Origin of the sequence: Marinobacter psychrophilus, assembly GCF_001043175.1 — a bacterium.
Lineage (GTDB): Bacteria > Pseudomonadota > Gammaproteobacteria > Pseudomonadales > Oleiphilaceae > Marinobacter > Marinobacter psychrophilus.
This window is the reverse complement of record NZ_CP011494.1, coordinates 2,689,614-2,701,794: the sequence shown is the minus strand read 5'-3', so window position 1 is coordinate 2,701,794 and position 12,181 is coordinate 2,689,614. Positions and strand designations below refer to the sequence as shown.

Annotated in this window: 10 protein-coding genes; 1 reads left to right on the top strand and 9 read right to left on the bottom strand. The window is 55.2% G+C overall.

Annotated features, from left to right (window positions below; all coding sequences use genetic code 11):
* Positions 1-57: 57 nt before the first annotated feature.
* From ABA45_RS12115 to ilvG, 9 genes are all read right to left on the bottom strand, one after another.
* Positions 58-849, bottom strand: a complete 792-nt coding sequence (locus tag ABA45_RS12115) for a sulfite exporter TauE/SafE family protein (RefSeq protein ID WP_048386456.1) — start codon at positions 847-849, stop codon at positions 58-60.
* Between the two features lie 31 nt (positions 850-880).
* Positions 881-2,470: a gamma-glutamyltransferase family protein gene (locus tag ABA45_RS12110; protein WP_048386454.1), complete on the bottom strand. Its 1,590-nt coding sequence runs from the start codon at positions 2,468-2,470 to the stop codon at positions 881-883.
* Positions 2,467-3,189 carry a GntR family transcriptional regulator gene (locus ABA45_RS12105; protein ID WP_048386452.1) on the bottom strand — a complete coding sequence of 241 codons (723 nt, stop codon included), beginning with the start codon at positions 3,187-3,189 and terminating at the stop codon, positions 2,467-2,469. Before ABA45_RS12105 ends, ABA45_RS12110 begins: the two co-directional genes overlap by 4 nt.
* Positions 3,186-4,865: a dipeptide ABC transporter ATP-binding protein gene (locus ABA45_RS12100; protein WP_048386450.1), complete on the bottom strand. Its 1,680-nt coding sequence runs from the start codon at positions 4,863-4,865 to the stop codon at positions 3,186-3,188. Before ABA45_RS12100 ends, ABA45_RS12105 begins: the two co-directional genes overlap by 4 nt.
* A 9-nt stretch (positions 4,866-4,874) precedes the next feature.
* A complete protein-coding gene (locus ABA45_RS12095) occupies positions 4,875-5,768 on the bottom strand; it encodes an ABC transporter permease (protein WP_048386448.1) in 894 nt (297 codons plus the stop codon).
* 1 nt (position 5,769) lies between these two features.
* Complete coding sequence (locus ABA45_RS12090) at positions 5,770-6,798, bottom strand: ABC transporter permease (protein WP_048386446.1); 1,029 nt, start codon at positions 6,796-6,798, stop codon at positions 5,770-5,772.
* Positions 6,799-6,820: 22 nt separating this feature from the next.
* Entirely contained in the window at positions 6,821-8,440 is a 1,620-nt protein-coding gene (locus tag ABA45_RS12085; RefSeq protein WP_048386444.1) for an ABC transporter substrate-binding protein, read from the bottom strand.
* A gap of 307 nt (positions 8,441-8,747) precedes the next feature.
* Entirely contained in the window at positions 8,748-9,029 is a 282-nt protein-coding gene (locus ABA45_RS12080; protein WP_048386442.1) for an ACT domain-containing protein, read from the bottom strand.
* A complete protein-coding gene (gene ilvG / locus ABA45_RS12075; RefSeq protein ID WP_048386440.1) occupies positions 9,026-10,759 on the bottom strand; it encodes an acetolactate synthase 2 catalytic subunit in 1,734 nt (577 codons plus the stop codon). The genes ABA45_RS12080 and ilvG overlap by 4 nt, the downstream gene beginning before the upstream one ends.
* Before the next feature lie 337 nt (positions 10,760-11,096).
* Between ilvG and ABA45_RS12070 the strand changes: the two genes are divergently transcribed.
* Positions 11,097-12,179 (top strand): efflux RND transporter periplasmic adaptor subunit, encoded by a 1,083-nt coding sequence (locus tag ABA45_RS12070; protein ID WP_048386438.1) that lies wholly within the window; start codon positions 11,097-11,099, stop codon positions 12,177-12,179.
* The last annotated feature ends 2 nt before the right edge of the window (positions 12,180-12,181 follow it).

Below are 12,181 nucleotides of genomic sequence, written 5' to 3'. Positions count from 1 at the left end.
AAAACCTCTAAGTGGAAAAGATGGCGGGTTGTTGTGCCTTTCAGGATAATTTCTCGCTTAAAATGCATGAAACAGCATTCGACCGGCAACGACCAAAAGGAAGGCGCCAAAACCTTGCTTAAGGGTAGCCGCTGGAATTTTGTGGCTTAGCGATACGCCGATGGGAGCCATGATGACGGTAAATAGAGCGATACAGGCGGCCGCCGGCAGATAAACATAACCTACCGATCCTTCCGTAATGCCGGCACCCCAGCCGGATATTGCGTAACCGATGGTACCAACCAGTGCCAAAGGAAAGCCCAAGGTGCTTGATGTGGCGACGGCTCGTTGCATAGGCACGTTAAAAAAGACCATCAGCGGAACCATCACGTTGCCGCCACCAATACCGGCCATTCCTGATACGGTTCCACTGAAAAGGCCCAGGCCTGAGGTGCCCGCCGTCCCCGGCATTTTTCGAGATGGGTCAGGTGCCCAGCGGCTCAACATGATCACGGCGACGACAAACAGAAAGCCGGCAATGCCAATTTCGAGTGCCTCAGGTGGCAAGCGAGCAGCGATGAATCCGGATAAAAAACTTCCCAGCACAACCGTCAGTGACCAACGTTTGAAGATGCCCCAATCCACCGCGGATCGCCGAATTTGAGCCCTGGCAGCGGAGACGGAAGTAAAGATGATGGTGCACAGCGATGTGGCGACCGCCGTTATAACAATGTATTCCGCTGGGAAACCTTGCAGATCGAGAATAAAGATCAGTGCGGGAACGATGACAACCCCACCGCCAATACCCAGCATTCCCGCTAGGATGCCGGAAATTATGCCCAGCGCCGAAAAGGCGACAAGTATGTCCATGTAAGAATCCTGATTGGTAAATGAGAGCGTTTTAGGTGTTCGGATTTGATCCCAGACCCAGCGCAATGCCTTCACCCCTGGGGTCGTGCATGGTCTCTTTCAGGCCATCGGCATGAATATGAAGAACGCCAGCCTGACCGGTAAGCGGGCTCAACTCCGGAACCCATTCGGTCAGGTGTCCGCGGGCGGCTAGCGTCCGCGCAACAGAACTTGGAATGGATTTTTCGAGCTTAAGACTTTCGCTTCCGCCAAAAAAACTCCGGCCAAGTAAAAATCGAGGCGCGCTCAATGCAGCCTCGATGGTTTGCTGGTAGTCAATCAACTGGGTGGCCAGCACCATCTGGGTTTGAGGCTGGCCGTCGCCACCCTGGCTACCGAAATACCACTGCTGGCCATCATCGCCTATGTGGCAGGACGGATTCAGGGTATGCGCCGGGATTTTTCCCGGTGCCCAGCAATTTGGGTGCTCAGGATCTGAATGAAAGCTGGCGGCGCGATTTGACCAGAGCACGCCGGTATCACCGACAAAACAACCGGAACCAAAATCGTGAAACAGGCTTTGCATCAGACACACGGTTCGCCCTTGGTTGTCAGAGGCTGACATCCAGATGGTATCCGCCGGCCGTCCTGTTTCGTGCCAGGGGCCAGCTGTGTCCGGGCTGATGGCCAGAAGCCTGCCGACAGCGGCGTTTACTGATAATCGCTGTTGCAGGGGTAAAGGGTGCTGCGACGGATCTGCCAATTCTTTGTTGCGCAACACAAGTTGGGCTTTGATTGCCTCTACTAGGTAGTGGTAGTAATCGGCACTGCCGTTGCGGATATCGGACAAGGGCATCTGGCCCAGTGCCGACAGGGCGCTCAATGTGTACAGGCCTTGGGTTGGCGGCGGAAAGTTGTAGAGGTAGCCGTTCCGGTAACGGATCTTCAAAGGGTCAGTCAGTGTCGCCTGGGTGTTTTCCAGGTCTGAACGGGTCAAGCCGTTGCCGAGTCGGTCAAACCCTTTGGCCAAAGCCTCGGCGACCTCGCCATGATAAAAATCCTCGATCCCGGCGTGCGCCAACTGTTCCATTGTATCCGCCAGTTGGGGTTGGACGATCCGGTGGCCTTCGGGCAGTTGATTGCCGTCTGAATCGTTGCAGAGCCGCTGCATATCCGGGAGGTCTAACAGCATATCGCGACGTTGATGTTGCCAGAATGCTTGGGACTTCGACACCGGTGTACCTTGCTGCGCAAGATCAATAGCTGGCTTGAGCAGGGTAGGCCACTTTAGCTTTGACGACCATTGTTGGTCACTTACCTGCTTGGCAAGATGCCAGGCTTTGAGAGCACCGGCGGTGGTTGCGGCCGATGCCGGGCCGCGCGTGGTAATTCGGCCAGTGTCGGGGAGACTCTGCCCTGATTGCCCCAGGCCCATAATGACTTTTAGTTGTTTGCCATCGTTGACCATCAACAGCGCGTCACCACCAATACCTGTCATATGTGGGTAGCAAACGGAGAGCGCGGCAGCTGCGGTGAGAATCGCATCAATAGCGTTGCCGCCGTCCCGAAGAATCTCCACACCGGCCTCGGAAGCCAGCCGATGAGGCGTGCAGATGGTTCCGTATCGGGATACCGCCTTCATGGGCGGCCTTCGGAGCAAGATGGTTCTGTGTCATCGGGCTTATTGCGCGGCCGGTGCGCCGCCACAAATTCTGCAGACACGGCGCTCACATTCTGCACATGGCCACGCATCAGCCTGGCGACGCCATCGGCATCGCCCGCGACAATGGCACACACAATCGCGTCATGTTCCTCCCAGGATTTGCTCATACGGTTCTTCATACGGAACTGTGCGCGCCGGAAGGGTGCAAGCCGAGTGCGGGTGGCCTCCGCAAGTTGTCTGAGTTGAGGGCTTTGAGCCGCGTCGAAAATCAGCGAGTGAAAGTTGTGGTTGAACTGGTTGTACTGATCCGAGGTGCCGTCCCTCACTAGGTGAATCGAATCGTTATGCAGCTTTTGCAAGGCCTGCCTCTGGCAACTGTTCATTCTCAACGTCGCCAGCCTCGTCAGCGATGCCTCTAGTTCTGCCATGGCCTCGTAGAGGTAGCTTAAGGCATCCGCAGAAAGGGTTGAAACAATCACCCCCCGATTTGGACGATGGGTAACCAGTCCCATAGCCGCAAGATGACCAAAGGTTTCGCGAATCGGCGTACGGGAGACGCTAAAACGTTCTGCTGCGGCTTTGGCATCAAGTTTGGTGCCGGGCACCAGCTTCCCGCTAACAATGTCATCAGCCAGCGTATGAACGATGGTATCGACGGTCGTTCCCTTTCGCGGACTGCCAACGGGTGTCACTGTCATGCTGGAGCGCCTGAATGAGTGTTCGTCTCGCTGGCTGGCGGATGCGGAATCGCGGCTAAAAGGCTGCGGGTGTAGTCTGTCTCAGGGTAATCCATGATGGTTCGGGCGTCGCCTTCCTCTACGACTTCTCCCTGTTGCATAACAATAATGCGATCACACAGCAGGCGAACCACGTTCAGGTCGTGGCTGATGAACAGATAGCTCATGCCGAGCCGATGTTTCAGGTCCTCCAGCAAGTTCAAAATCACGGCTTGCACCGAGACGTCCAGCGCCGCCGTCGGTTCGTCCAGAATCAGAAGCTGCGGGTCAAGCGCAACGGCCCGAGCGATGCCAACCCGCGCTTTTTGGCCGCCTGATAGTTGGTGAGGAAAACGGTCGAGAAGATGCGTTGGTAAACCCACGAGACCGGCAAGTTCCACCACACGCGCTTTACGTTCAGCTTTTCCCAATCCCTTCGATAGCTGCTTCAGCGGATCTTCGATAGAACGCTCAGCGCTCCAGCGCGGGTTCAGGCTGTCGGTTGGGTCTTGAAACACCATTTGCAGCTTGCCTCGCAGAGGGTGAGATGCGAATTGACTTGCCGGGATGCTGGAAATGTCTTGACCTAGAAACTCGATGTGCCCGTCGGTAGCATCCAATAACCGCATGACCATCGCCGATGTGGTGGATTTTCCGCACCCGCTTTCGCCCACTAGACCCAAACTCTCGCCTTGGCGAATCGTGAATGACAAATCCCGAACTGCGAGGTGATAGCTTTTCGACTCTGGCTTTCCAAATCCCTTCTTGAGGTGGCTGACGGTTAACACCGGTGGCCCGGGAGGAATCGACTGTGGCAGTGAATCTGCCTTGTCGCGCATCGCATCCGGCAGCAGATCCCGAACGTTTGAGTCGCGACGTGGTGTGGCCCTAAGCAGTTTTTTGGTGTAATCCTTCTGGGGTGACTGGAACAAGACTGTGGACGCATTTTGCTCAACGACACGGCCTTTTTCCATCACCATCAGGCGGTCACAGTAGGCGGCCGCCAGGCCAAGATCGTGGGTTATCAGTATGGTGGACATGCTGAAGCGTGCCGTGAGCTCCACAATCAGATCCATTACCGCCTTCTGGGTGGTAACGTCCAGACCGGTTGTGGGCTCGTCGGCGATTAATAACTGAGGGCGGCACGCAAGAGCAATGGCGATAATAACCCGCTGGCACATGCCGCCGGAGAGTTCGAACGGGTAGGCATGGAAGCGTTGCTCGGCATCCGCGATTTTGACCGCTTTGAGCATTTCAATGGCTTTTTCTCGAGCATTCGCTCTTGTTGCCTGATTGTGCTGAATCAACACATCAGCTACTTGTTTACCGATTTTTCGAATTGGGTTCAGAGCAGCTCGCGGATTTTGGAAGATCATGGAGATCTCCCGACCCCTGACATCGCGCATGTCTGATTCAGCGATTTTATGCAGAGACATACCGTTGTAGGTGATCTTGCCGTTGGTAATCTTGCCCGCCCGGTCCAGTATTTTCATCACCGCGTAGGAGGTGACGGATTTGCCGGAGCCGGATTCGCCAACAATGCCCAGGGTTTCACCTTTGGCGACGAACAGTGATACGGCGTCAATGGCACGAACAATTCCTTTGCGGGTGGTGAAGTCGACAGTCAGCCGTTGCACATCAAGTAAAGGTATGGCCATGGTAACTCCCTACGTCCGTCGCTGAGGATCGACAAGATCACGCAGCCCGTCGCCGATAAGATTAAAGGTGAACACGGCCAGCATCAGCGCCATACCGGGAAAGACTACCAGCCACCACTCGCCGGAAATAATGAAATTGGCACCTTCAGCAACCATGATTCCCCACTCCGGCGTTGGTGGTTGCACACCCAAACCAATAAACGACAGGCCGGCTGCGTTGAGAATGGCCCATCCCATATTGAGCGAAATTTGAACCATCATCGGGGGCAGGGTATTCGGGAAAATGTGTCCAAAAAGAACCCGTAGTTCTGAATTGCCCGATAGCCTGGCCGCCTGCACAAATCCAGCGTTGCGCCGGATGCTGACTTCGGCTCGGGCCATGCGTGCATAAAACGGCAGGTTGATTATAGCGGTGGCGTAAACAATGTTTTCAACGGAGTTGCCAGCCGCGGCTACAATGCCCATGGCAAGAACGAACAGTGGGAAGGCCATGATGGTGTCCATAAACCGCCCTGCAATCCGGTCGGTCCAGCCGCCGAAATATCCGGACAGCGAACCGATGATGGAACCGAAGACAAACGACAGAGTGACTGCGGATACCGAAATCAGCAAATCCAGACGGGTTGCGACGACTACTCTGGAGAAGACATCCCGTCCGAGGTGGTCCGTGCCAAACCAGTGCGTCAGGCTAGGCGGCTTCAACGCCGGGCCAGCACCTGTTGCAACCGGGTCAAAAGGCACAAGGTAAGGGCCGAAAATGGCCATAACGATCAGGCCAATGAACATAGCGAACGAAATGCCAGTGAGCGGGTTTTCCGCCATGATGTATCTAAAGTGATGCCAGTGTCTCTCGCGAGCTGGAGCGGCCGGGGAGGTGGTTGGTTTGGCTGGTGATGACGTCATATCATTCCTCTTCAGCCACCCGCGGATCGATCAGGGTATACGCCAAATCGATCAGCAGGTTAAGAGACACAAACAAAAGTGCCATGGACAGGACGAATCCCTGAACCGCGGCGTAGTCGGATACCACAAGCGCTTCGACGGCGAATGAACCGATGCCCGGCCATGCAAAAACCTTTTCGACCAGCACGTTAGCGCCAAGCACGAACGAGAACACCATTCCGAGGGTGGTCACAACCGGCAACAGGGCGTTTCTGAATGCGTAGGTGACCAAGACCCGGCGGCCGCTCAGACCAGCTGCGCGTGCTGTGCGAACGTAGTCGCTTGAAAGGGTTTGCAGCATTGCTGCCCGGGTCATTCGGGCAATGGGCGCAAGGGTAAATAGGGCAAGGGTAATAACCGGAAGTGTCATTTGCGCAAGAGATGCTTTGAATAGAGTCCAGTCACCAGCAATCAATGAATCGATGGTGTAAAAACCAGTGACCGTTTCCGGCGGCAGAAACATCATGTCCAGTCGCCCTATGGGCGGTGGCGCCCAGCCGAGTAGGTAGTAGAAAACATACAGCAGGGCTAGCCCGGTGAAGAATGTCGGTAATGAAACACCGGCCGTAACCAGAAAACGACACAGGTGATCAACCCAGGTGTTGGGCCGGGTCGCCGCCAGAACCCCCAGTGGAATGGCGATCACCAGTGATAGCAAGAGTGCTGCCAGAGTCAGTTCCAGAGACGCGGGTAACCGCTTTGCGAGCTCTTGGGTAACGGTTTGCCCGGTTGATATGGCGACACCCAGGTCGCCATGCGCCAAGTCGCTCACATAGTTGATGAACTGTATCGGCGTGGATTGGTTCAGCCCCAGGTTTTCACGCACCTGTTCAATGGACGCCTCATCGGCCATATCGCCCGCAAAATAGGCGGCTGGATCCCCGGGTAACGCCCGGGTCAGCAAAAAGCAAACGACCAGAATGCCGAAGATCGTGGGCACGGCTTGCAGCAAGCGGTTCAATACCCGCCTAGTTTTGACTCCGAGAGACACGTGTTACTCCTAAGTGAGCGATTCAGGCCGGCTTTAACGGACGGATGTCCATCTGGCGATGGAACCAGTATTCGTAGCCTTCAACGCCTTCTTTAAAGGCCACGTTCAGAGTTGGTTGCCAAAGTGGAATACGGGGAATATCGTCGAATGCAAGCTCAATCATCCGCGTCACATTGGGTGCGTAGGCCGGGTCATCGACCGGCATATCGAGTGTCTTTTCGATCAGCCCGGTCATTTCTGGGTTGTCGTAGTTGTAGGAATTGAAGAGGTTTCCTTTGATGTAGGCCCAGAAAAAGTAGTAATCCGGGGTGTTCAGCCAACCGCCAAAGTTCTCCAAGTGCAGCGGTAGCTTCTTTTCAACAAGAGCGACGGTCCGCCAGTTGGCGCCCGGAATCTTTTCAATAGTTGCGGTGATGCCGATTTGCGCCAGACCCTGCTGAATCAGCAATGCGGTGGGTTCTGCCCAGTCGGCGACCGAGAGATTAAAGGACAGTGGAACTTCGAAGCCGTCTTTGTAGTCTGTCTGCGCCAGCAGTTCTCTGGCTTTATCCAAGTTCTGTTCGTACGGTGATTTCTGCGGCCAGGCGATACTGGTGACCTCGTTACTACCTCCCCACATGGGCATGCCCTGACCATAGGCTGCCTGCTCAAAAATCTCCTCGTAGGGAATAGACCAGGCAATGGCCTGTCGAACCCGCTTATCTTTAAACGGCTCAAAATCCAGGTTTGTGCAGAGTGAGTAAATACAGTTCTCAATAGGCGTTGTGATTACTTTTACGCCGTCTTTTTCTGCTAATTCTTTGGCGTCTTTGTTGGGGATGTTCTGCGATGCGGTCACGCTGCCCCGCTCGATTAAAGCGCGCCGAGTCGACTGGGCAGGTACTTCGCGAAGGATGACGCGCTGATAGCCTGGCTGTGGCCCGCAAGCCCAATCGTCATTGCGTTCGTAAACCAGCTGCTCACCGGCATTCCATTGGGATACTTTAAAGGCACCGGATCCTGCAGGGTTGCGGTGCAGGTATTCCGTCGCCCAGGGGTCGTCAGGGGTTGCGTTGGCCTTGGCAACTTCCGAGTTGATAATGATAGGGATTGGAGTAGCCAGATCTGGCAATGCCAGCTTGGAGGGAAACGGCAGGGTAATTTGAATGGTGCGATCATCCAGTGCCTTGAACTGATCTGGCGACTCAAGACGACCAGCTCTCATTTGAACGGTCGGGAAACCACCCACGGAGACGGCGCGATCCAGAGACCATTTTACGTCGTGCGCGGTAACAGGCTTGCCATCCCAGAAGGAGGCGCCTTCGCGGATTTTGAAGGTCATCACCGTACCGTTTTCACTAATTTTCCAGGATTCAGCCATCTCCGGTTGGACGTTATCATAGTCGTAGCTCAAAGAGCCGTCGGGCATTTTTTTGGTGCCAAAGCTGACCAGTCTGTCGTAGCAGTTAATGGCAACCTGGTAGCTGTCCCGGTTGGTGCCGCTGCGATGGATATCCAGGCTGTTGATGGTGCCCCCAAAAACAACAACGGCTGTCTCATTGGTGGCGGCCTGGGCTACGCGAGGGAGGAGCTGGGTCAGAGGAAGAAGGCTGGCGCCTACAGAAAGAGTGGTTGCACCTTTTAGAAAATTACGACGATTCATCTTGTATGCTCCATTTTCCAGTTTTGCCAGAATCGTGAGCAGATATTGAGCCAACTTCTTACAGTGTAGATACAATTAAATTAAAACAAGGAGTTAGCTTTTTTTATTATTGTTGTATGCAATAAAGAGCGTTTTCCTCTAATAGTGTATGCACAGTTTTGGTTCGTTGAAGCGGGTGAGAGCACCAGCAGGAGGCCACTGCAGTGGCCATTGTATTAGCGGTTCTTCCTCCTGTATTTTGACATTGGGGCGCGCAGCAAGGCGGGGGTAGCTGCCATTAAACAAGCAGGCTACCGATTACAGACACTCAAGCCACAGAACGAGCCTGCTGAACACCCAGAACAACCTCCGTCACCGTATGCAGCTTCAACAGCTGCGACTGCAACATAGCAATCGGCCGGGCACCCTCCAGAGTCAGAGCGATATCAAAATGCCCTCCGCTGCTTTCCACCGCCATAGAGGCAATCCTGAATCCTCGCACTCGTACCACGCGGCACAAACGCTCAAGACCAGCCGCTTCCGCCTCCATGCGGCAACGCAAAATATGGCTGTCGGGTTGGGCGATACCGGGTGAGGTGGTTGGGCTCATGCTGCGTTCTCCTTGGCAGGTTTGGTTTTTTCCATCATGTCGCGATTGCTGCCGCCGGGCCTTACGGTTGGCCACACGTTCTCCTCACGGGCAATGGTTACGTGCAACAGCATCGGGCCCTTGAAGGCCAGAATCGTCTCGATGCCCCGGCGAATCTGATCTGTGCGGTTGATGTGCAAGGCTGGAATATCAAAAGCCCTTGCCATAGCCACAAAATCCGGGTTGTCGTCCAGATTGATATGGCTTTCGCGGTTGTCGTAAAACAGCTCCTGCTGCTGGCGCACCATGCCCAGGCACTGGTTATCCAGAATGATTATTTTCAGCGGCAGGCGATAACGGCGAATAGTCGCCAGCTCCTGGGCGTTCATCATGAACGAACCATCTCCGGCTACGTTGATAACCTTGGTGCCCGGCTTGGCAAACTGCGCACCTATGGCCGCCGGCAGGCCAAAACCCATGGTGCCCAGACCACCGCTGGTCAGGTGCTGGCGCGGATGATTGAACTGATAATGCTGCGCTACCCACATCTGGTGCTGGCCTACGTCGCAGGAAATAATGGTGTCATCACTGGCAATACGGGAAAGCTGGCGCACAAACGCCGGGCCGGTGATGGGGGCCAGGGCTTCCTCGTTATCTGCCGCCTGAAATCCACCGGTAGTGAGCCAGGTGCGGCATTGCTTCTGCCAGGCTTCGATATTCAGCGGCTGCGCTTTCACCCCGCAGGTAAGAGCGTGCAATACGTCATTAAGATCGGCACTGATGGTTAATACCGCCGCTTTGATCTTATGAAACTCGGCGCTGTCGGCATCGATGTGAATAATCTTTGCGTTGGGAGCAAAGGTTTCCGGCTTGCCGGTCGCGCGGTCGTCCAGGCGGGCGCCGAACACCAGAAGTAAATCACACTCGTCTACCGCGCGATTGGCTGCACGGCAGCCGTGCATGCCTAGCATGCCCAAGTGATTCGGGTTGTGCCGCCCTGGGTTGCCAATGCCCTTCAGAGTGACAACACCGGGCAGAGCAGAGTGTTCAGCAAACTCGCGATAGCTGTCCTCAGCGCCGGCTAACGTGATGCCCCCGCCGCTGTACAACAATGGCTTATGGGCCGCGCGCAGCAGCTGCAGAGTCTCGTTGATGCCTTTATCAATAGCGCCGTTATGTGTGGCCGAATCAGTTCGTGGCTCTGCGCTTTCACAACCCTCGCGTTCCTTCTGATCAGCTGCTTCCAGGTTTACCTGAGTCAGCAGAATATCCTTGGGAATATCGATCCATACCGGTCCTGGCCGACCGCTTTGCGCCAATGCAATCGCTTCAATAAGAATGCCGGGCAGGCTGTCGGCGTCATCCACCAGATAGCTGTGCTTAACAATGCCCAAAGTCATGCCCAGTACATCGGTCTCTTGAAACGCATCGGTGCCAATCAGCGCGGCGGGCACCTGGCCGGTGATCACCAGCAGCGGCACCGAATCCTGAAACGCATTAGCCACTCCGGTGATCAGGTTGGTAGCGCCCGGGCCGGACGTGGCAATGCACACGCCCAAGTTGCCGCTTGCGCGGGCGTAGCCGTCAGCGGCCAGGGCGCAGCCTTGCTCATGGCGACACAGCACATGTTCCACACTCACATCACCCACCAGAGCATCGTATAGCGGCATGATGCAACCGCCAGGGTAGCCAAATACCGTGGTAATACTGTGCTGTTGGAAAGCCTGAAGTATGTGTTGCGCGCCGTTCATGGTCTGAGTCCTTCTGAGTGTTGGTGTACCGTTTCAAGTGTTTCCAAAAAGGCCAAAAAAAAGCCCCCAGAACCTTTCGGTGCCGGGGGCTTTGGTGTTTGCAGTGTCGGTTTAGAAATCTCGCCTCAACTGTGTATCCACGCAAAAGCCCCCGGGGGATACCATCACCACCAGGACTAGCTTCACTAGGACAACCACAACGTTAAAGTTCATTTAATATGTGTCTCTTTAAAATTCATCTATCCAACTTGTGTAGAATCTAACCTGATTTTTATGCGCTTGGCAACCCGTTTTTTCAGTCGTGTTCGCAACAACCGGTTTTTTCAATGAGAGCAGTATGAACAAATTCAAATGGAGTTCTGTCGGCCTGTCTGTATTGTTAATTTTGGCGTTGCTAGTCTGGATGGCCAGCGGCGAAATCAAACAGACAGAAACCAAAGCGCCGGAACTATCGGTAAAGCAGAACACTGAGTTGAGCCGGGTAGAGGTCACAACCCTGAACGCTCTTAATTATCAGCCCGAATTGTTGGTACAGGGGCAGGTCTTACCGTGGCGATCCGTTATGGTGTCGGCACGGGTGTCCTCAACGGTGAAATCACTGGCAGTGGAACTGGGTGACACCGTCAGCCAGGGGCAAACATTACTCACCCTCACCGACGACGGCCGCAGCGCCGAACGCAGTCGCTGGCAGGCACGGGTGCGCAAACTGAACGCGGATTTGAACGCGGCCCAGAGTTTGCGCAGTCGCAATCTGGCGTCTGAGTCGGAGTTGCTGGGCCTGGAAAGCGAACTGGCGGAGGCCAAAGCCGAACTGGAAATGGCCAATCAGGCAATTGCCGATTTAGCGCCCCAAGCGCCCTTTGATGGCGTGGTCAATCAGAAGTCCATCGACGCAGGCGATCTGGTACAGCCAGGCTCGGCATTAATGCGCGTGGTTCAGGTAGACCGGCTAAAAGCCACGGCCCAGATACCCCAACAGGCGGTGCACCAAGTTGCCGAGGGTCAGTTGGTTAGTGTGCGGTTGCTGGATGGAGATGAATTAAGCGGACGCATCCGGTTTGTCGCCAGCGCCGCCGACACCGGTACCCGCAGCTTTGCGATTGAAGTAGAGGTAGAAAACCCGCAGCAAAGGCGCATCGCCGGTGGCAGCGCCAACCTGGTCATTGCCTTGCCAGAGGTCAGCGCCCATCACCTGTCGCCTGCATTTTTGGCGTTGGATAACAACGGTAAGCCTGGCGTAAAACACGTCAGCGACGACAACAAAGTGGTGTTTTCCCGGGTTCGCCTGCTCAGCGTGAAAACCGATGGCGCCTGGGTCGATGGCTTGCCGGACAACCTGCGCTTGATTACCCGCGGCGCTGGATTTGTCAGCGTGGGTGAGGAAGTCACCGCTGTTGCCGCAAACAGCGGCGAGGACTAATC